The 20,137-nt window shown below is 69.4% G+C and carries 19 protein-coding genes and 1 pseudogene; 13 read left to right on the plus strand and 7 right to left on the minus strand.

The genetic code is table 11. From position 1 onward, the window contains the following. Positions 1–374: 374 nt before the first annotated feature. The 4 genes and pseudogenes from LTT66_RS15260 to kstR all read right to left on the minus strand — a co-directional run. Positions 375–1,199 (minus strand): annotated as a pseudogene (locus LTT66_RS15260) (metal ABC transporter ATP-binding protein); the annotation flags it as partial. Between the two features lie 43 nt (positions 1,200–1,242). Continuing rightward, positions 1,243–2,106 carry a metal ABC transporter solute-binding protein, Zn/Mn family gene (locus LTT66_RS15265; protein ID WP_233069268.1) on the minus strand — a complete coding sequence of 288 codons (864 nt, stop codon included), beginning with the start codon at positions 2,104–2,106 and terminating at the stop codon, positions 1,243–1,245. A gap of 178 nt (positions 2,107–2,284) precedes the next feature. Further along, positions 2,285–4,858 carry a trehalose-phosphatase gene (gene otsB, locus LTT66_RS15270; protein ID WP_233068018.1) on the minus strand — a complete coding sequence of 858 codons (2,574 nt, stop codon included), beginning with the start codon at positions 4,856–4,858 and terminating at the stop codon, positions 2,285–2,287. 257 nt (positions 4,859–5,115) lie between these two features. After that, a complete protein-coding gene (kstR, locus tag LTT66_RS15275) occupies positions 5,116–5,766 on the minus strand; it encodes a cholesterol catabolism transcriptional regulator KstR (protein ID WP_043686038.1) in 651 nt (216 codons plus the stop codon). Positions 5,767–5,956: 190 nt separating this feature from the next. On the opposite strand from kstR, the gene LTT66_RS15280 reads away from it, so the two are divergent. Genes LTT66_RS15280 through LTT66_RS15310 form a run of 7 tightly spaced genes read left to right on the plus strand, consistent with a single transcriptional unit; the run spans position 5,957 to position 13,391 of the window. Then, positions 5,957–8,062, plus strand: a complete 2,106-nt coding sequence (locus LTT66_RS15280) for an acyl-CoA dehydrogenase family protein (protein WP_408638852.1) — start codon at positions 5,957–5,959, stop codon at positions 8,060–8,062. A 22-nt stretch (positions 8,063–8,084) separates the two neighbouring features. Beyond that, the gene (locus LTT66_RS15285; protein WP_233068022.1) at positions 8,085–9,149 is read left to right on the plus strand and encodes an acyl-CoA dehydrogenase family protein; all 1,065 of its coding nucleotides are present in this window, start codon (positions 8,085–8,087) and stop codon (positions 9,147–9,149) included. Further along, entirely contained in the window at positions 9,134–10,372 is a 1,239-nt protein-coding gene (locus tag LTT66_RS15290) for an acyl-CoA dehydrogenase family protein (protein ID WP_233068024.1), read from the plus strand. The genes LTT66_RS15285 and LTT66_RS15290 overlap by 16 nt, the downstream gene beginning before the upstream one ends. An 18-nt stretch (positions 10,373–10,390) precedes the next feature. Continuing rightward, a complete protein-coding gene (locus tag LTT66_RS15295; protein ID WP_233068026.1) occupies positions 10,391–11,326 on the plus strand; it encodes a bifunctional MaoC family dehydratase N-terminal/OB-fold nucleic acid binding domain-containing protein in 936 nt (311 codons plus the stop codon). After that, on the plus strand, positions 11,308–11,742 hold the full coding sequence (locus LTT66_RS15300) for a MaoC family dehydratase (protein ID WP_408638801.1): 435 nt from the start codon (positions 11,308–11,310) through the stop codon (positions 11,740–11,742). Before LTT66_RS15295 ends, LTT66_RS15300 begins: the two co-directional genes overlap by 19 nt. Further along, complete coding sequence (locus LTT66_RS15305) at positions 11,735–12,913, plus strand: lipid-transfer protein (RefSeq protein ID WP_195094702.1); 1,179 nt, start codon at positions 11,735–11,737, stop codon at positions 12,911–12,913. Before LTT66_RS15300 ends, LTT66_RS15305 begins: the two co-directional genes overlap by 8 nt. A gap of 40 nt (positions 12,914–12,953) precedes the next feature. Then, on the plus strand, positions 12,954–13,391 hold the full coding sequence (locus LTT66_RS15310) for an NUDIX hydrolase (protein WP_233068036.1): 438 nt from the start codon (positions 12,954–12,956) through the stop codon (positions 13,389–13,391). Positions 13,392–13,400: 9 nt separating this feature from the next. Here LTT66_RS15310 and LTT66_RS15315 read toward each other — a convergent pair whose 3' ends face one another. Then, positions 13,401–13,979 carry a TetR/AcrR family transcriptional regulator gene (locus tag LTT66_RS15315; RefSeq protein ID WP_233068038.1) on the minus strand — a complete coding sequence of 193 codons (579 nt, stop codon included), beginning with the start codon at positions 13,977–13,979 and terminating at the stop codon, positions 13,401–13,403. Between the two features lie 62 nt (positions 13,980–14,041). Between LTT66_RS15315 and zapE the strand changes: the two genes are divergently transcribed. The 6 genes from zapE to LTT66_RS15345 all read left to right on the plus strand — a co-directional run bounded on the left by zapE (position 14,042) and on the right by LTT66_RS15345 (position 19,404). Further along, positions 14,042–15,160, plus strand: coding sequence for a cell division protein ZapE (gene zapE / locus LTT66_RS15320; RefSeq protein ID WP_233068041.1), 1,119 nt, complete (start codon positions 14,042–14,044; stop codon positions 15,158–15,160). Between the two features lie 73 nt (positions 15,161–15,233). Then, entirely contained in the window at positions 15,234–16,151 is a 918-nt protein-coding gene (locus LTT66_RS15325; RefSeq protein ID WP_233068043.1) for a DUF4129 domain-containing protein, read from the plus strand. A gap of 34 nt (positions 16,152–16,185) precedes the next feature. Then, positions 16,186–16,674, plus strand: coding sequence for a hypothetical protein (locus LTT66_RS15330; protein WP_233069271.1), 489 nt, complete (start codon positions 16,186–16,188; stop codon positions 16,672–16,674). Between the two features lie 29 nt (positions 16,675–16,703). Next, on the plus strand, positions 16,704–17,666 hold the full coding sequence (locus LTT66_RS15335) for an AAA family ATPase (protein WP_195031995.1): 963 nt from the start codon (positions 16,704–16,706) through the stop codon (positions 17,664–17,666). After that, the gene (locus LTT66_RS15340) at positions 17,663–18,937 is read left to right on the plus strand and encodes a DUF58 domain-containing protein (RefSeq protein ID WP_233068045.1); all 1,275 of its coding nucleotides are present in this window, start codon (positions 17,663–17,665) and stop codon (positions 18,935–18,937) included. Before LTT66_RS15335 ends, LTT66_RS15340 begins: the two co-directional genes overlap by 4 nt. Beyond that, a complete protein-coding gene (locus LTT66_RS15345; RefSeq protein ID WP_233068048.1) occupies positions 18,934–19,404 on the plus strand; it encodes a hypothetical protein in 471 nt (156 codons plus the stop codon). The genes LTT66_RS15340 and LTT66_RS15345 overlap by 4 nt, the downstream gene beginning before the upstream one ends. 55 nt (positions 19,405–19,459) lie before the next feature. Here LTT66_RS15345 and LTT66_RS15350 read toward each other — a convergent pair whose 3' ends face one another. Together LTT66_RS15350 and LTT66_RS15355 are read right to left on the minus strand one after the other, a co-directional pair. Beyond that, positions 19,460–19,933 (minus strand): NUDIX domain-containing protein, encoded by a 474-nt coding sequence (locus LTT66_RS15350; RefSeq protein ID WP_233068050.1) that lies wholly within the window; start codon positions 19,931–19,933, stop codon positions 19,460–19,462. Next, positions 19,917–20,114 carry a hypothetical protein gene (locus LTT66_RS15355; protein ID WP_233068052.1) on the minus strand — a complete coding sequence of 66 codons (198 nt, stop codon included), beginning with the start codon at positions 20,112–20,114 and terminating at the stop codon, positions 19,917–19,919. Before LTT66_RS15355 ends, LTT66_RS15350 begins: the two co-directional genes overlap by 17 nt. Positions 20,115–20,137: the final 23 nt, after the last annotated feature.

Consider the following 20,137-nt stretch of genomic DNA (forward strand, 5'->3'; position numbering starts at 1 on the left):
CGCACTCCGCTCTCATGCGGGGCCGGGCGGCCGCCGTCGCCGTCGACGAGGTCGGCCGGAGCGCTCGGCGTCGCATGGGTCGATGCCTCTCCCGCCGTCGCGCCGTCGTCCGGTGTCGAGTCGGTCCGGGTCGGTTCTCCGACTCCGGGCGAGGCGGAGTGACCGGTTGTCACGTTGGTTCCGTCCGAGTCGCTCGAGGATGGATCGGTGGTTGCCGCCGCGATGGTGACGGGTTCCCCTGATGCCTGTCGAGCCGAGTCGTCGGTACTGGCTGCCCCGGTCGAATTCGAGTAGCTGTCGGCGGCCGATGTCCCGGCGCCCTCCGCAGTGGACACACCCTGGCCGAATTCGTCGCCCGCGGGGCCGTGGCAGTGACCGCCCGCCGTGCCGAGCGCGTCCATGGTGTCGCCGGTGCCGACGACGACCAGGCGCCCGCGTACCCGCAGCACGTCCACCTCGGTGTGGTACAGCTCCGAGAGCACCGCCGAGGTCATCACCTCCTGCGGCGTCCCGATCCGGAACTGACCGTCGACCAGGTACAGCACCCGATCCACCAGGGGCAGAATCGGATTGATCTCGTGCGTCACGAAGAGCACCGCGGTGTCGTGGGTGCGCCGCCTGCGATCGATCAGTTCGGCGACCAGGCGCTGATTCGCCAGGTCCAGGCTGAGCAGCGGCTCGTCGCAGAGCAGTACCTTCGGATCGCCGACCAGCGCCTGCGCCACCCGCAGGCGCTGCTGCTCGCCGCCGGACATGGATTCCAAAGGCGCGTAGGCGAAGTGCTCCGCTCCGACGTCGGCGACGGCCGCGGCCACCTTGCGCTTGCGTTCGGCCCGGGAGCGTAGGCCGAGGCCCCAGCGATGCCCGTCGACGCCGAGCCCGACGAGGTCGACGCCGCGCAACTGCACCCCGGCGTCGATCGTCTTCTGCTGCGGCACATAGCCGATGTCGTGATTGCCGGTGCGCGCGGGCGAGCCCGCGATCCGAGCCGTCCCGGAACTCAAGGCGAGCTGGCCCAGCAACACCTTCAGCAGCGAGGTCTTGCCCGACCCGTTCGGTCCGAGCACCGCGACGAATTCACCGGGGGCGACGCTGAGATCCAGCCCCTCCCAGAGGGTTCGATCGCCGAACGACAATCGCGCCGCCTCCAGGCGCACCGCCGCCGAGTCGTCGCCGGGGTCAGGTCGCCGCCGATCCATCCGGTCGGTGTGCTCGGTCAGCGCGGCCGCCTTGTTCATCGGCTCAACCCAGCGCGGCGGCCAGCGCCTGCGCGTTCTTGGTCTGCCACTGAATGTAATCCTGACCCTCGGGCAGGGTTTCGGTCACCTCGACGATGGTGACGCCCGCGTTCTGCGCGGTGCCGCGCAGGTCCTTGGTGATCTTGTCCTCGGTCTGCACGTTGTAGATCAGGGCGCGGACCCGCTTACCGCTGAGCAGATCCTGGGTCGCCGCGACGGCCGCGGGCGCCGGATCGGTCTCCTGCTCGATGGCTTCCTGGAACTCGTGCGGAGTCAGATCGTCGGCTCCGGCCGCGACCAAGAGGTAGTGCGCGAGGGGCTCGGTTTGCAGCACCGGCGTTTTCGGGTGCTCGGCGGCGAGCTTGCCGGTGATGGCGGTCACCGCGGCGAGCCGGTTCTTGAAGGTCGTCGCACGCTCGGTGTAGGCCCCTGCCTTGCCCGGGTCCAGTTCGCCGAGCTGGGCGGCGATCCGGTCGGCGACCACGCCGACGGTGCGCACGTCGTACCAGACGTGCTCGTTCTCGTCGCTCTGATCCACCCGCAGCGAGAACGCGTCCACCGTGCGCTTGTTCGTGCCCGCCGCTGCCTTCTCGGCGAACTCGTCGTAGCCGCCGCCGTTGTAGACCACCAGGTCGGCGTCGCTCAGTTCGGCCGACTCGACAGCGGAGGTCTCGTGCGAGTGCGGGTCGGCGTTCGGATCGGTGATCAGCGACCGGACGGTGGCATCGGGGCCCGCTATGGCCACGGCGATGTCACCCCAGACGTCGGTGGAGGTGACGACGGTCGGCCGATCGGAGTCGGTTGAGTCGCCGCAGGCGACGATCGTCGCTACGGACGCGAACCCCACGGCAATGCCTGCACACTTCATGGCGAATCTGGTTTTCACGCGGGGTACTCCTGGCAATCCGGCAGATCAAAATGGAAATCGTTCCCGTTAACTCTAGCAAATCCGGTCCAACGGTAGGACGCAACGCCGATGCGGAACGCAAAAACCAAGGGCCCGTTCACGATTCCTCGTTCGCGGGCCCTCGGGTGAGCTCGGATCTTCAGACCAGCGCGGCCTCCACCGGCTGTCCGAGCAGTTGCGCGCAGCGCAACAGGCCGAGATGGCTGTACGCCTGGGGATGGTTACCGAGCGAGCGTTCGGCTACCGGGTCGTACTCCTCGCTGAGCAGCCCGGTGGGGCCCGCGACGTCGACCAGCTGAGCGAACAGCGCCTCGGCGTCCGAGCGCTTGCCGATCAGCAGGTACGCCTCGACCAGCCAGGCCGCGCACAGGTGGAATCCGCCCTCGCCGCCGGGCAGGCCGTCGTCGTGGTGGTAGCGGTAGACGGTCGAGCCGCTGCGCAGCTCGGCCTCGGTCGCCACGACGGTCGCCGCGAAGCGGGGGTCGGACGGGTCGATCAGGCCGCTCAACCCGATGTGCAGCGTGGCCGCGTCCAGGTCGGTGCCGTCGTAGGCCGCGGTGTAGGACTGCACCTCGTCGTTCCAGCCCTTGGCCTTGACCTCGTCGGCGATGGTGTCGCGCAGCACCGGCCAGGCCGGATCGACCTCGCGATCGAACTTCTGCGCCAGGGTCAGCGCCCGGTCGACCGTCAGCCAGCCCATCACCTTCGAGTACACGTGGTGGCGGGGGTTGCCGCGGATCTCCCAGATGCCGTGGTCGGGCTCCTGCCAGCGCCGCTGCACCGCCGCGACCATGGCGCACACCAGCTCCCAGTCGGCGTCCGGCAGCACGCCGGCCGGATCGGTGACCCCGCGCAACTCCCTGGCGTGCGCCAAGGTCGCGATGAGGTCGACGATCGGGCCGAAGACGTCCAGCTGGACCTGCATGTTGGCCGCGTTGCCGACGCGCACCGGGCGCGAGCCCGCGTAGCCGGGCAGCTGGTCGATCGAGGCCTCCGGCGGCAGCGTCTCGCCGTACAGCGTGTACAGCGGGTGCAGGCGCTCCGGGCCGGGCAGCGTCTCCAGCACCCGGTGCACCCAGCCGAGGTAGTCCTCGGCCTCGGTGAGCGAGCCCAGCGAGACCAATGCCTGCGCGGTCAGCGCCGCGTCGCGCAGCCAGCAGTAGCGGTAGTCCCAGTTGCGCACGCCGCCGATGTCCTCGGGCAGCGAGGTGGTGGCGGCCGCCAGGATCGAACCGGACGGCGCGTGCACCAGGCCGCGCAGGGTCAGCGCGGAGCGCTTCATCAGGTCGGGCTTCAGCGGGGGCAGGGTGAGCTTGGAGGCCCACTCCGACCAGTACCGCTCCGCCTCGCGTCGCCGCTGAGTCTCGTTGCTCTCCGCGGGATCCAGATCGCTGGTGCCGCAGCGCAGTTCGAGTACGACCGCGCCCTGGGACGGATCGACCACGGCCCGTGCCGACTCGTGCGTTCCGTCGAAGACGATCTCCCACCGCACGCCGGGGGAGCGCAGCACGATCGGGTCGTTGGTGCCGTGCACGCGCAGGCCGCCCTCTTGCGCTTCGAGGTTCACCGGCACCTGGCCGAACTCCGGCCGGGGTGCGAAGGTGACCACGGCTTTCGCGTGACCGGTGATCACCCGGGTGAGGTCGGTCCGGTTGGACGCCACGTCGTGCGGCAGGTAGTCGGTGACTTGCAGGCTGGCCCAACGGGTTTCGACGGTCATGGTGCCGTCGACGTAGCGCTGCGACAGCGGCAGCCCTGGCCGCTCGGGCTCGATGGTGAAGTGACCGCCCTGCGGGCCGCCGAGCAGGTGCGCGAACACCGCGGCCGAATCCGGTTCCGGGTGGCAGAACCAGGTCACCGTGGCGTCGGGGGTGAGCAGCGCGACCGAGCGCGGGCTGGCGAGCATGGTCAACCGCTCGATGCGCGGCGCGCTCGCCCCCGCCAGCCAGGTCCGGCGCTCCTCCAGCAGGTAGGCCAGCGCCCAGGCCACGGCCTCGGTGCTGTCCACCCGGAACTTGGCCAGGCTCTCGCCGTCGCCGACCTTGATGCCCACGTCCGGGCCCGAGAGCACCCGGAACGCCTTCTCGTCGGTGACGTCGTCGCCGAAGAACACCGCGGCCGAGGCCCCCGCCTGATGCCGGACGGTGTCCAGTGCGGTGCCCTTGTCGGTCTGCACCACGGCCAGTTCGATGACGGCCTTGCCCTCGGTGACCTGCACGCCGAACCAGCACGCCGGGCCGAGCCGGACCTGCGACAGCGCGCGGTGGCCGATCTCCGGGCTGGCGTTGCGCACGTGCAACGCGACGCTGGCCGGTTTGATCTCGACGGTGACCCCGGGGTTGTCCGCGGCGACCTGGTTCAGCGCCGTCTGCACCTCTTGGAGCAGGTGCTTGGCGTCGTTGTCGATCGCGTGTACGAAGCCGACGTCGAATTCCGAACCGTGGCTGCCGATCAGTTGCACCTCGACGGGCAGGCGCGACAGCGCCGCGAGATCTCGCAGCGCGCGGCCGGAGATCACGGCGGCGGTGGTCCCGGTCAGGCCGGCGAGGGCTCGTAACGCGCTCACCGATTCCCGATGGGGAAAGGCTTTGGCCGGGTCGGACACGATGGGCGCGAGTGTCCCGTCGTAGTCCGATGCGACCAGCAGCCGTGGCACGCGCGCGACCGTCGACAGTGCACGGCGAAGTTCCAGTGGCAGATCCTGTGCGCTCACGCATCCAACCTAGTGATCGGAGGAGTTCTTTACGGGGGCGGGCAAAACAATACTGTGTTGAATTTGCCGCACAGAAGCGCGCCGGTCCGCGTGCGCACGATAACGCAGGTGCTGAACCGGTGTCCGGTGGATCTTCCCAGCTAACGGCAACGGGATCCGAGCGGGTGAGCTTCGTCGCAGCACAGGGGTTGATTCGGGCCCGATGGGTGACCGGGCGCCGAATTCGCTCGATGTGCGCTGAGAGATCCCGGTAGAGCTTACTGGTTGCGTTCGCCGAGCAGGAGGTCGACGGTCAGTTCCAGGCGTTCGGTGACGTCGGTGGCCGACGCGCGCCGGGTCAGCCAAGCGACCAGATTCGACAGCCATACGTCGCTGATCACCCGCGCGATGGCCAGCTGGCGTTCGGTGGGCTCGCCGTCGTTCATGGCCCGCGCGAAGACACGGTCCATCACCTTGCCCACGCGGTCCACCTCGGCGGCGGCGGAGGCGTCGGCGAACATGAACGCCCGGGTCATGGCCTCGGTGAGCAGCGGGTCGCGCTGCATCATCCGGGTGATCTGGGTGAGCAGCAGGTGCATGCGCTCCTGCGGAGACTGCCCGGCAAGCGGCTTGCGTTTGCCCTCGATCTGCTCGAATTCGCGCGACAGCGCGGAGACCAGCAGGTGCACCTTCGACGGGAAGTAGCGGTACAGCGTGCCGACCGCGACGTCGGCGCGCTCGGCGACCGCGCGCATCTGGACCGCGTCGTAACCGCCCTTGGACGCGAGTGCCAAGGTCGCGTCCAGAATCCGCTTGCGCCGTTCGCGCTGCGCCGCCGAACTCAGCTCGTCCTCACTGAGCGTGGTGACCGTGGCGGCGGGCCGGGCCGCGCTCGGGTCGGCTGGCTGCGATCGGGACGGACTGGCCATTGATGAAAGTCCTTTCCGGGAACGTCGTTTCGTCGGCTGCGTGCGCGGTCTCGCCTCGGCGGCGATGGTGTCTTGACTTCCGCCCGGCTAGGATATTAGAACATGTTCTAGGTGTGGGAGTCACGCCGGAAAGGCGGTATGGAGTGTGACCATCGCCACCACTGACGAGCATAAAGCCGTGCAGGAGTCGATGCGCGGATGGGCCGCCTCGGTCCGTCCAATTGCAACAATGCGAACCGGCGCGGCCGACTTCTGGCGCGCCTACTGGCCCGCGCTCGCCGAGATCGGGATCTTCCGGGTCGCGGTGGCCGAGGACGCGGGCGGTGCGGGTGGATCGGTCGCCGATCTCGCCGTGCTGATCGAGCAGGCGGCGCACGACCTGGTCGGCGGCCCCGTGCTGGCAACGGCTCTGGCCAACCTGATCACCACGGGACAGCTCGATGAGGACCTGCCCTGCGGTGTAGCGCTCGACTTCGTCGTCGGTGCGACGGTGAGCGTACCCGCCGCAAGCGACGGTGTGTTGCTCACGGGTACCTGGGATTCCGTGCTCGGCGCCGCACCGGGCACCGCCGTGCTGCTGCCGGTGGACCACCCGCGAGGGCAGCGCTGGTGCCTGATCCCGCCCGACGCCGACGGCCTGCGGGTGGAGGCGCTCGCGCCGCTGGACCCGAGCACGCCGCTGGCCCGGGTGCACTGCGCCGACCTGCGGGTGCCCGCGGAGCGGGTGTTCGTCGCGCCACACGGCGCCGAAGACCTTCTCGTCGCGCTGGTCGCCGCCGAGCTGGCGGGTTTGGCGGGCTGGTGCCTGGAGACCGCCGTCGAGTACGCCAAGGTGCGCGAGCAGTTCGGCCGCAAGATCGGTTCCTTCCAGGCGGTGAAGCACATCTGCGCGTGGATGCTGTGCCGCACCGAACTGATTCGCGCCGTCGCGGCCGACACCGCGGCCGCCGTGGACGACGGCGGCGCCGAACTGCCGATCGCCGCCGCCATCGCGGCCGCGATCGCCCTGGACGCCGCGGTCGAGACCGCCAAGGACTGCATCCAGGTGCTCGGCGGCATCGGCTTCACCTGGGAGCACGACGCGCACCTGTACCTGCGCCGGGCGACGGCGCTGCGGCAACTGCTCGGCGGCTCGGCGCACTGGCGGGCCCGGGTCACCGAGCTCACCCGTCAGGGCCTGCGGCGCACCACCGGCGCGGATCGGGTCTTCGCCGCTGAGGGCGTGGCCGTGGACAGTGGCACCGCGGACGAACTGGCCGCCGAAGTCGCGCGGATCGCGGCCCTGCCCGCCGATCGGCAGCGCGACGCACTGGTCGAGGCGGGCCTTGCCATGCCGCATTGGCCGCGGCCCTACGGGCGCGCCGCGGATCCGATGACCGGTTTGGTGATCTCCGAGGAACTGCGCCGCGCCGGGCTCACGGCGCCCGACCTGGCCATCGGCGGCTGGGCGATTCCGACGCTGTTGCAACACGGCACACCGGAGCAGATCGAGCGCTTCGCCTGGCCGACGCTGCGCGGCGAGGTGATCTGGTGTCAGCTGTTCAGCGAACCCGAAGCGGGCTCCGACCTGGCCGCGCTGCGCACCACCGCGAAAAAGGTGGACGGCGGCTGGGTGTTGCGCGGGCAAAAGGTGTGGACTTCTCTGGCAGACAAGGCGAATTGGGCGATTTGCCTGGCTCGTACCGATCCGGACGCACCCAAACATCGTGGCATCACGTACTTCTTGGTCGATATGCACAGCACCGGACTCGAAGTGCGCCCACTGGTGCAGATCACCGGGGAGGCGCGTTTCAGTGAGGTATTCCTCGACGACGTGTTCGTGCCCGACGACGGCGTCGTCGGCGCACTGAACAATGGATGGAAAATCGCCCGATCGACCTTGGCGACCGAGCGGGTCGCCATGGGCGGCAATGGCATCGGTCCGGTGCTCGAAGAGCTGATCGCGAAATCGCCCGCCACGGGCCCCGGCGCCGAACTGGTGAACGACCGCCTCGGCGGATTCGTCGCAGAGGCCGTCGCCGGACTTTTGCTCGAACAACGCGCGGCAGTGAAGTTGCTTGCCGGGGGAGACCCGGGTGCGCAGAGTAGTGTTCGCAAATTGGTCGGGGTGCGCCACCGCCAAGCGGTCGCGGAATTCGCTGTCGAGACGGCAGGGCTTTCCGGCGCGCAGGATTCCGAAGTAGTGCAGGAATTTCTGCTCACGCGCTGTCTATCGATCGCTGGTGGAACTGAGCAGATCTTGCTCACCGTGGCTGGTGAGCGGATTCTCGGGCTGCCTCGCGACGCGAACAGCTAGTCGCCGACAACCGGGAGAAAACGTGGATTTCACCAGGGACGAGGGCCAGGACGCGGTGGCCGAAGTCGTCGTGAGCTTGCTGGAACGAGAACCCGCTCGCGATATGGAGCTGTGGCCGAGACTGGTCGACACCGGACTGCTTGTCGTGGCGGTGCCGCAGCGGCACGGCGGTGACGGAATGGGGCTGCTCGAGGTGGCGGCTCTACTGACCGAGCTGGCGACGGACGCGGTCGCGATACCCGCCCTTCCGACGCTGGGCTTCGGCGTGCTGCCGCTGGTGGCGAGTGCGCCGGAGAGCGTGGTGGCACGGGTGCTGCCCGACATCGCCAAGGGGACGGTGCTCACGGCTGCGCTGAGCGAAGCCGGGGCGCCTTTCACCGTCGAACCGGAGACCATCGCGGTCACCAGTGGAAACACCGTGCGGATCAGCGGGTGCAAGGTGGCCGTGCCCTATGCCGAGCAGGCGAGTTGGCTGCTGGTGCCCACCAATTCCGGTATCGCCCTCGTCGATGTCCAGGCCGAAGGGCTCACGCTGACGCCTACGCCGGTCTCCGGCGGCATCCCCGAATACACCGTGCGGCTGGACCAGGTGGAGATACCCGCCGAACACTTGTGGACAACCGGCCTGACGGACCTGCACCGTTTGGCGCTGGCTTCCATCGGCTCGGTAGCCGATGGGTTGCTCAAGGGGGCGATCACGCTCACCGCGGAGCATTTGCGGACCCGCCGCCAGTTCGGCAGGCCGCTGGCCGAGTTCCAGGCCGTCGCTCAGCAGATCGCGGATCTGTACGTCGTCTCCCGCACTCTGCACGTGGCCGCGGTCTCGGCGAACTGGGCGCTGGCCCAGGACGATACGAGCCAGGAACACCGCGAGCGCACCGACGACGACCTGGAGATCCTGGCCTACACCGTCACCGAACAACTGCCCGCGGCCATGCAGAAGTGTCATCACCTGCACGGCGGCCTCGGGGTGGACGTGACCCACCCGATGCACCGCTACTACTCACAAGCCAAGGACATCGCTCGCTGGCTCGGCGGCGCGTCGTTCCGACTCGATCGATTGGGGGCCAGATGTTCATCGACCTGACCACCGAGCAACGTCGGCTACGCGAGGAATTGCGTGCCTACTTCGCCGATCTCGTGACTCCCGAGGAGGAGTCCGAGATGGCGGTGAATCGGCACGGCGACGCCTACCGCGCCGTCGTGCGCAGGATGGGGCGCGACGGCTGGCTCGGCGTCGGCTGGCCCAAGGAGTACGGCGGCCAGGGGTTCGGCCCGGTCGAGCAGCAGATCTTCTTCAACGAGGCGGTCCGGGCCGACGTCCCGCTTCCGCTGGTGACGCTGCTGACCGTCGGCCCCACCTTGCAGCAGTTCGGCACCGCGGAGCAGAAGCAGCGGTTCCTGCCCGGAATCCTCTCCGGAGACATCCATTTCGCGATCGGCTACTCCGAGCCGGAGGCGGGCACCGACCTCGCCGCGCTGCGCACGTCGGCGGTGCGCGACGAATCCGGGGACTGGATCGTCAACGGGCAGAAGATCTTCACCACGGGCGCGCACGAAGCCGACTATGTCTGGCTGGCCTGCCGCACCGGCTCGGCCGAGTCGCGCCACCGCGGCATCACCATCCTGATCGTGGACACGAAGGACGCCGGCTACTCGTGGACGCCGATCATCACCTGCGACGGCGCCCACCACACCAACGCGACCTATTTCGACAACGTGCGCGTTCCGGCGAACATGCTGGTCGGCGAGGAGAACCGGGGCTGGAAGCTGATCACGACGCAGCTCAACCACGAGCGGGTGAGCCTGGGGCCGTCCGGCAAGATCGAGCAGCTCTACGACCGGGTGCGTGACTGGGCGCAACCGCGCGGCGTGCTCGCCGAACCGGACGTGCGTCGCGCGCTGGGTCGCATCCACGCCATGGTCCGGCTGAACGAACTGCTGAACTGGCAGGTGGCCGCTGCGTCTGATGGGCGGCGTTCGCAGGGCCCTGCGTGGTCACGCTCCGCTACCGCCTCCGGGCCCGGCACGCCCGCCGCCGGGGTAGACGGCGACCAGTCCCAAGTGATCGCCGACGCGTCCGCCACCAAGGTCTACTCCACCGAATCGCTGCAGGAGGCGGGCAGGCTCGCCGAGGAGATCGTCGGCCGCTTCGGCGACCCGGCCGACCCGGCCACCGGCGAACTGCTGACCTGGCTGGACCGCAGGACCAAGCAGAACCTCGTGGTCACCTTCGGCGGTGGCGTCAACGAGGTGATGCGCGAACTGGTCGCCTCGGCCGGTCTCCGGTTGCCGCGAGTACCCCGATAACGAGTGAAGGAGCCGCGCGTGCCGGACACCACAACTGCGGACGCGATCGTCGCCGCCGCCGAAGCGATTCGGGCGGCGGGTGAGAGCGCGCCCCGTTTCGGGCGTGACCCGGTGAACCAGCCGATGATCAACAACTGGGTCGAGGCGCTCGGCGACGCCAACCCGATCTACGTGGACGAACAGGCGGCGCGCGCCGCGGGGCATCCCGGCATCGTCGCGCCGCCCGCCATGGCCCAGGTGTGGACCATGTTCGGGCTCAACGGGTCCCGGCCCGCCGACGACCCGATGGGGGCGGCCACCGAGCTGCTCGACGCCGCGGGTTACACCTCCGTGGTGGCCACGGACTGCCGGCAGACCTACCACCGCTACCTCAACGTCGGTGAGCAGGTTTCGGTGACCAGCACGCTGTCGGACATCCGCGGCCCGAAGCGCACCGCGCTGGGCGAGGGGTGGTTCGTCACCTTCCGGACCACCTGGCGGGTCGGCGACGAAGTGGTCGCCGAGATGCTGTTCCGGCTGCTGAAATTCGCGCCCGGCACCGCGGCGGCGGAACCGGCCGCGGGCGAGCGGGTGAAGCCGCTGGTCTCCTGGGATACCGAGTTCTTCTGGGAGGGAACCAAAGCGGGCGAGTTGCGCATCCAGCGGCTGCCGGACGGATCGCTGCGGCATCCCCCCATCCCGGCCATCTGGGAGGACAAGTCGAAACCGACCGATTACGTCGTCGCCTCCGGGCGCGGCACCGTGTTCAGCTACGTCGTGCACCACGCGCCGAAGGTGCCGGGACGGCGGCTGCCGTTCGTGGTGGCGCTGGTCGAATTGGAGGAGGGCGTGCGCATGCTCGGCGAACTGCGCGGCATCGACCCGGCCGAGGTGCGGGTCGGCCTGCCGGTCGAGGTGGGCTTCGAGAAGCTCGACGACGAGGCGACCCTGCCGGTGTGGCAGGTGGTGTCTTGAGCGCCGCCGTGCAACCGGAGTCCGTGCGGGTCGGCACGGCGCTGCCGGAGTTGGTGATCGACGCCGATCCCACCTTCGTGATCAGCACCGCGCTGGCCACCCGGGATTTCCAGGACGTGCACCACGACCGGGACAAGGCCGTCGCTCGCGGGTCGAAGGACATCTTCGTCAACATTCTCACCGACACCGGCTTGGTGCAGCGCTTCGTCACCGACTGGGCGGGCCCGCGCGCCATCGTCAAGTCGATCGCGTTGCGCCTGGGCGTGCCGCTCTACGCGGGGGACACGCTGACGCTGACCGGCACGGTGACCGCGCTGGAAGGCGAGGACATACACATCGACGTGATCGGCAAGGACAGCTTGGGCGACCACATCACGGCCACGGCCGTCATCGCGTTGCGGAGCGCCAATGACTGAGCAGAAGATTTCCGGCCGCGCGGCCGTCGTCGGCATCGGCGCCACCGACTTCTCCAAGGACTCCGGCCGCAGCGAACTGCGGCTGGCCGCGGAGGCGGTCACCGCCGCGCTGGCCGACGCGGGCCTGACACCCGCCGACGTGGACGGCCTGACCACGTTCACCATGGACACCAACACCCAAGCCGCCGTGGCCAGGGCGGTCGGTATTCCGCAGCTGAAGTTCTTCAGCCACATCGGCTACGGCGGTGGCGCGGCCTGCGCCACCATCCAGCAGGCCGCCATGGCGGTGGCCACCGGAATCGCCGACGTCGTCGTGGCCTACCGCGCGTTCAACGAGCGGTCGGTGTCGCGGTTCGGGCAGTTCTCCACCGCACTGGCCACCGCGCCCACCTCCTCGGGCATCGACGCGGGCTGGTCCTACCCGCAGGGGCTGGGCACACCGGCCGCGCAGGTGGCGATGGTCGCCCGGCGCTACATGCACGTCTACGGCGCGACCAGCGAAGATTTCGGCCGGGTGGCCGTGGCCGATCGCAAGCACGCCGCGGTGAATCCGGCGGCGTTCTTCTACGGCAAGCCGATCACCCTGGCCGACCACCAGAATTCCCGCTGGATCGCCGAGCCGCTGCACCTGCTGGACTGCTGCCAGGAGTCCGACGGCGGCGTCGCGATCGTGGTCACCAGCGTCGAACGGGCCCGCGACCTGCCGCAGCGGCCCGCGGTCATCGCCGCGGCCGCCCAGGGTTCCGGCGCCGACCAGTACGTGATGACCAGCTACTACCGTGACGCCATGACCGGCCTTCCGGAGATGGGCCTGGTCGGCGACCAGCTGTGGGCGCAGAGCGGATTGCGTCCGCAGGACATGCAGGCCGCCATCCTCTACGACCACTTCACCCCGTTCGTCCTCATGCAACTGGAGGAGCTCGGTTTCTGCGGCCGGGGCGAGGCGAAGGACTTCATCGCCGACGGGGCGATCGAAGTCGGGGGCCGCCTGCCGCTGAACACCCATGGCGGCCAGCTCGGGGAGGCGTACATCCATGGGATGAACGGCATCGCCGAAGCCGTGCGCCAGATTCGCGGCACCTCGGTCAACCCGGTACCCGACGCGACCAACGTCCTGGTCACCGCGGGCACCGGCGTCCCCACCTCCGGGCTCGTTCTCACCGCGGGCTGAGTCGGCTCGGGGCCACGGGCAGGCGCGTAGGTTGGTTGCGGTGGTGGCCCGGCATCTGGTGGACGTGCACGTGCTGTTGCTGCGCGGCGAGGAGTTGTTGCTGAGCAGACGGCGCAGCGCCGACGAGTTCGACGGGTTGTGGCACCTGCCGGCCGGGAAGCTGGAGGTAGGGGAGTCGGCGCTGGCCGCGGTGGTCCGCGAGGCGTGCGAAGAGGTCGGCGTGGTGATCGATCCGGAGGATCTGCGGCATGTCCACACCGCGCACGTCGTCGGGTCCGGGCGGGAGGCTCGGATCGGGTTGTTCTTCGAGGCTCGCCGCTGGTCGGGCGAACCGGTCAACCGCGAGCCCGACAAGTCCTACGAGTTGCGATGGTTTCCGCTGGCGAACCTTCCGGAAACGCTCATCCCCTATCCGGCCGCGGGCATCCGCGGCTACCGAACGGGAGCGACCTACAGCCAGCGGGGCTGGACGGGGTAGCGGCATCGATCAGACGCTCAGGTGGGGACCGATCAGCCGGGCGAGTTGCCGCACGCTCTCCGGTGTGTTCGGGCGCAGGGCCGTGCGGTTGCCCGCGAAGCGGTCGAACACCGCGCCCTCGACTACGGCGACGAAGTCGTCGGCCCTGGCGCCGGGGTCGGTCGCGCCCATGGCCTGGAAGAGGTCGCGGGCGCGTTCGGTGGAGAACAGGCTGTGCGCGAGTCGGGGCCGCAGGTCGTGATCGTCCAGTAGGTCCAGCAGCAGGGCGTGGCGGGCGATCAGGTGCGCGCGCCGCTCGGCCAGCAGCCGGTCGAGCCAGGCGGCGATGGTCTCGGCGACCGCCTCGGGCGTGGCGGCGCCGGTCGGCGCCAGCGCGGCCGCGGCGAAATCGTCGCGCGAGCGGGTGGTGATCCGGTCCACGATGGCCTCGACCAGGGCGCGTTTGGTGCGGAAATAGTACGAGGCCGACCCGCCGGGCAGGCCGAGTTCGGTGTCCAGCGCCCGGTGCGTGAGCGCCCGCAGGCCCCGCGTCGCGATCAGTTCGATCGCCGTGTCGACGAGGAGCACGCGCCGGTCGCCTGTGGACATGATCACCCTTCCTGGCCGCCGCGCGGCTCGTCCTCTACAAATGTAGAGGACGAGGAGGTGTCATGGAACCCGATGTCATCCAGTGGGATTCCGAGCAGCAGTTGGCGGCGGCGCGGTTGCGGGAGTTGGTCGACCGGCGCGGCAGGCCGGTGCGGCGTCATCGCGGGATCTACCTCTACGGCAGGCCGGGGCGCGGCAAGACCATGCTGATGAACCGGTTCTTCGCGGAAGTGGCCTCGCAACACAAGCGGCGCTACCACTTCCACCAGTTCTTCGCGGGTCTGCACGCCGCGGCGCACGCGTCCGGCTCGATCGACGCCGCCGTGGACGCGCTGCTCGGCGACGCCCGGCTGGTCTGCTTCGACGAATTCCACGTGCACGACATCGGCGACGCGATGCTGATCGCGCGACTGCTCGACGCGCTGTTCGCCCGCCGCATCGTGCTGGTGGTGACCTCGAACTACCCGCCTGCCGAACTGCTGCCGAATCCGCTGTTCCACGATCGTTTCCTACCGACGATCGAGCGCATCCTCGCACGCATGGACGTGGTGGCGGTCGACGGCGCGATCGACTATCGCGGCCTCGGTTCTAGCGGCCGCCGCACCGGATTCGCGGCCGGACGATACGTCGTGGCGCCACGGTGGCACGCGCCGCGGATTTCGACCGCGGGCGCGTGGAATACTGAGGAGGCACAAGGGGAGAACGGATCGGCCGTCGAGATATCCGTCGGCGCCCGAAGATTGCACGCCATCGCGACGGACGACGACACACTGGTCATCGACTTCGCCGCATTGTGCGGGGTCCCGACCTCCGCGGCGGATTATGTTGCACTGTCCCAACGATTTCGCCGCTGGGAAATCCGGGATGTGCCGCTGCTGGGTGCAGTTCCGCCCGACTGGGCGATGCGTTTCGTGAACGTCGTCGATGTTCTCTATGACGCCGATCGCGAACTCGCCGTTGTCGCGTCTTCGGTGCTCGGCGAGCTGGTGCGGGGCGTTCGCGGGGTGCCGGATATCTCACGTTTGACGAGCCGTCTTTGTGAATTGTCCCAATCCTCGCCCGAAATCGCCCGGGAACCGCGGCCGTCCCAGCCGTCCGGTGGCCACCTGGCACAGCCGCGGTTTAAGAGGAGGGACTCCGAAGTATTCCATTCCATCCCGAGCGGACCATCCGGCATGTAACTATGTGGCTGTTTTGTGCAGTACTCAGATTTGGTGGTACGCAGTGGCCCGGGCGCGAGCGCCGATATCGCGCGTGATCGTGCTGATCACGCTGCTGGCTTTTGCCGCCATAGCCCTGCACGGATACATCCCAGGAATTACCGAAAGTGAGCCGCGCGGGCATGCCCCGTCCGCCTTGTCGGTCGCGCTCATGCCGGTGCTGCTGTCGGTGTCGATCGTGATCCTGCTGGCGGGCGTGATCGCGAGCCAGCACCGGTTGCCGCTGGCCATGCCCGAGCCGGAACGCGAGGACGAGCGCACGCAGTGGCGTCTCGGGCGGGCCGGGCTGGCGGTGCTCGGCGCGCTCGCGCTGCTGGCGTTGCTGCTCGCGGCCGCGTCGGCGATCTACTTCATCGGCGCCGGCGGGCCGAGCGAACCGGCCCGCCCGGCGGCGCCCGCCACCACCACGGGCACCGCGCCGGAGCCGGGGACCGCGCCGCCCGCCGAGTACGACCCCCGGTCCGCGGAGCTCACCGGGACGGCGCTGGTGCTGGCCGGAATCGCGGCCGTGGGCCTGCTGACGGTGGCGATGAGTGGATTGGTCGTGGTCGCCGTGTCCTCCCGGCGCAAGCCGGTGCACGCCCCGGCGCCCGCGGCCGCGGCGGCGCCCACCGTGGCGGACTCGCTCGCACGCGCGGCCGAGATGGGGCTGGCCGCGATGAACGCCCCCGGCCAGGACCCGCGCACCGCGATCATCGCGTGCTACGTCGCGATGGAGCGCGGCCTCGCCTCCGACCGCTCCGCCGCCCCACTGGTCTCGGATACCCCGATGGAAGTGCTGGCCCGCGCGTTCGAACGCGGCGCGCTGCACGACGCGTCCGCCCGCGAGCTGGTCGCCCTGTTCGAGGAGGCCAGGTTCAGCCCGCACGCCATGCTCGAGTGGCAGCGCATGCGGGCCGAGCAACTGCTGCGCATCGTGCTCGCGGACCTGCAAGGGGAGGTGCCCGCATGACCGGCCGGGCGAGAAAGGACACGGCGTGAATCGGATGGGGGTGGTGATCACCAGCGTGATCGTGGTCGGGGTGATCGAGCTGGCGGCGGTCGAGCGCGCTCGCGGGTTGCTGCTGGTCGTCGCCGGGATCCCGGTGGCGGTGGCGCTGGGCTGGCTGATCTGGTCGCTGCTCGAGCGCGCCGAGGCCAGGGGCGAGGACCGGATCGACGATATGGAGAACGGCCCCGCGGAGATGCTGCAGCGCTGGCACGCCAGGGCGCAGATGCTCGCCGACCGCGCGGACGGCACCCGTGCCGAGTGGGACCGGCACTTGCGTCCCCTGCTGGCCAAGGAGTTCGAGTTGTCCAGCGGCCAGCGGGTGGCGAAGAACCGCCGAGCGGTCGAGACGGCGGGTATCCACCAATTCGGGCCGGAACTGTGGCGGTGGGTGGATCCGGCCAATTCGGCCCTTCGAGATCAGACCAGCAGGGCACCGGGACGTGCGGCGCTGGACGAGATCCTGAGCCGCCTGCAGAGAATGTGAAATGGGTTGAGGCAAGTGCGGGTACACAAATGACCATGCCGATGGACGTGACCATCCAGCGCAGCGAGGCCGTGCTCCGGGAGCTGTCCCGGGTCGTGGTCGGCAAGCAGGACGAGTTGCAGTTGATCATGATCGCCGTGCTGTCCGGTGGGCACGTGCTGATCGAGGACTTACCCGGCCTCGGCAAGACGCTCATCGCGCGATCGTTCGCGGCCGCGCTCGGGCTGCAGTTCACCCGCGTGCAGTTCACCCCCGACCTGCTGCCCGCGGACCTGCTGGGCTCGACGATCTACGACATGTCCTCCGGCCGGTTCACCTTCCGCAGGGGCCCGGTGTTCACCAACGTGCTGCTGGCCGACGAGGTGAACCGCACCCCGCCGAAGACCCAGGCCGCGCTGCTGGAGGCGATGGCGGAGGGACAGGTCAGCATCGACGGCGAGACGTTCCTGCTGCCGCAGCCGTTCGTCGTGCTGGCCACCGATAATCCGATCGAGTACGAGGGCACCTACCCGCTGCCGGAAGCCCAGCTCGACCGGTTCGCCATCCAGTTGCGGCTGGGGTACCTGTCCGAGCAGGACGAGACGCAGATGATCCGGCGCAGGCTGGAGCGCGGCGCGCAGCAGCCGCAGGTCAACCAGGTCGTGGACGCGAACGGGTTGCTGGAGATGCGGCAATCCGTCGAATACGTGACCGTGCACCCCGACGTGGTCAGTTACGTGGTCGCCTTGGCCTCGGCGACCAGGGGACACCCGCAGGTCGAGGTCGGCGCGAGTCCGCGCGCGGAACTCGATCTGGTGCAGATGTCGCGGGCGCGGGCGCTGCTGCTCGGCCGCGACTACGTGATTCCCGAAGACGTCAAGGCGCTGGCGATCCCGGCCATGTCGCACCGGATCACGCTGCGACCGGAGATGTGGGTGCGCCGCATCCGCGGCGAGGACGTGATCACCGAACTGCTGCGCCGTCTGCCGGTCCCGCGCGCCACCGTGACATGAGGCACCGCGACGCCAGCTCCGCGGTCGACGCCGAATTGCGGTGGCGGCCCGCACCGCTGGTCTTCATGCTCGCGGTATGCGCCGCGGCGGCCCTGGTGCTCGCGGTGGTCCTCGGCAGGTGGCAGCCGATCGTGTTCGCCGCTCCCTTGCTCGGCGTGCTGGCCACCGCGCCGTGGCAGCAGTCCTCGACCAGGATCCAGGTCGACGGGGGCGGCACGCTGCGCTGTTTCGAGACCGAGGAAGTGGTGCTCACCGTCGCCGCCTTCGTCGAGAAGGGGCACGCGCTGCTGCGCCTGAAACCGGAGAGCTCGACGGGGCTGGGAATCCAGGTCGAGGAGGCCAGTGATTCCGGGACGGCGCCGGCCGGGTTGCGGCTCGCGCTCTCGGCGGGCCGGTGGGGGCGCTATCCGGTGACGGTGCGGGTCTCGGCGCTGAGCCCGGCCGGGCTCGCGATCGCCACCGCCGTGCTGCCCGCCGGTCAGCTGTTCGTGTACCCGATCACCGATCCGCAGCGAATGCGCTTGCCGCGCACGGAACTTCCTGAGCGGCTCGGCACCCATCTGACCCGCAGGCACGGGCCCGGCGTCGAGTACGCGGACATCCGCGCCTACGCGCCCGGCGACCAATTGCGCATAGTGAACTGGCCGGTGAGCGCGCGGCGCGGGCGACTGTACGTCACCGAGCGGCTGACCAATCGCTCGGCGGACGTCGTGGTGCTGGTGGACACCTCGCAGCAGGCGCCGGGACCGGCCGCCGACTCGCTGGAGCTGTCGGTGCGCGGCGCGGCGCAGGTCGTGCAGTCGACCTTGCAGGCGGGCGATCGCACCGCGGTGGTCTGCCTGGGCCAGGAGCCGCGCTGGCTGCGGCCGGACATCGGGCGCCGCCAGTTCTACCGCATCGTGGACACCGTGCTCGACGTCGGCGACGAGCACATTCCGACCACCGGCACCCTGGCGCCGCACGCGGCCGTACCGCTCGGCGCGATCGTGGTGGCGTTCTCCACGCTGCTGGACACCCAGTTCGCCCTCGCGCTGATCGATCTGCGCAAGCGCGGGCACGTGGTGGTCGTGGTCGACGTCCTGCGCGGGCCGCCGTTCCATGAGCACCTCGACCCGACCCTGGCCAGGATGTGGCAGCTCGAGCGCGCGGCGATGTACCGGGACATGGGCACCGTCGGCGTCGACATCGTGGCGTGGCCGCAGGACGCGCGCCTCGACCAGATCATGCGGGTGCTCCCGGAGCACCGCAGGACGGTACGGGTGCGCCGATGACCAGATTCCTCGCCGTTCTCTCCGGGGTGCTGCTGGTGGCGTCGGTGGCGCTGCTGGAGCCGTGGAGCGGCCTTCCCGCTCTGCTGCTCGTCGCGCTCGGCTGGTGGTTCCGGCCGCTCGCGGTGTGCGCCGTGCTGCTCGCGCTCGGCGTGCTGGCGGTCGCCGACGCCGGTGTGCTCGCTTCCGCCGCAACTGGGTTGGTGGCGACGACCTACCTTCTCAACGCCGCCACGGTGACCGCGCCGCACGGCGTGGTGCCGACGACGATCCCCTCGGTGGCCGGAGCGGTCGGCTTCGCGGCGGCCGCCGTCTGCGCGGCTCTCGTCCCGCTGCGCCTGGCCTGGGCCCCGCTGGCCGCGCCGGTGCTCGTGCTGGTGCTGTACGCCCTGGTGATCCAGGGCGTCGCGGCCCGGCGCGGGCGCGACGACCGGGAACTGGGCCGCACGGCCAAGCCTGAGACGCCGTAGGCCGATAGGCGTTCGTCCGTCTATAAGCTGACCAGCCCGGCTGAATGTTTCGCAGTCAACCCAGATACGGACTCGTGCGCTGTTCGGCGTGGTGCCGCAACCGGAGCCGAACAGTCTCGTGTACGGGCAGCGTCTCGAGTTCTTCGAGTCGCAGGAACTCGACAGAGGTCGATTCATCGGATACGGAGATTTCCCCACCGGTCACTCTGCCGTAGTAGACCACTGCGAACTCTTGCCGGACCTCTCCGTTCGCGTGTTCGATCACGTGCTCGGGGTCGGTGTAGATACCGAGCAAGCCGGTGATCTCTATGTCCAGTCCGGTCTCTTCGCGGGTCTCTCGAACCGCGCAATCCTCCAGGGTCTCGCCTATTTCCATGATTCCACCGGGGAGAGACCAGTTACCCGAGTCGCCACGGCGTTGCATCAGCACACGCCCGTTCTCGTCGGTCACCAACGCTGAAGCTCCCGGCTTCAGTGAGTTCGGCCGTGGCGCGTTCGGATCTCGGTAGTAGTCACGCCGTGAGCCCATTGGCGAATCCTTGCGTCGTTGAGTACGGGGTGACAGTGCCCCATATCTGTTCGAACTGGTCGGCGAACGACTCGAATATCCCGTGCTGGGACAACCGGCGCAGATGCAGCGCCGTGTGCTGGTAGCCACGGGCACGGAACAGGTACGGCGTCACGATCATCTCGGAGTCGAACCGGAACACAGAGTTATACAGATGGGTCGAAT

The organism is Nocardia gipuzkoensis (genome assembly GCF_021183645.1).
GTDB lineage: Bacteria > Actinomycetota > Actinomycetes > Mycobacteriales > Mycobacteriaceae > Nocardia > Nocardia abscessus.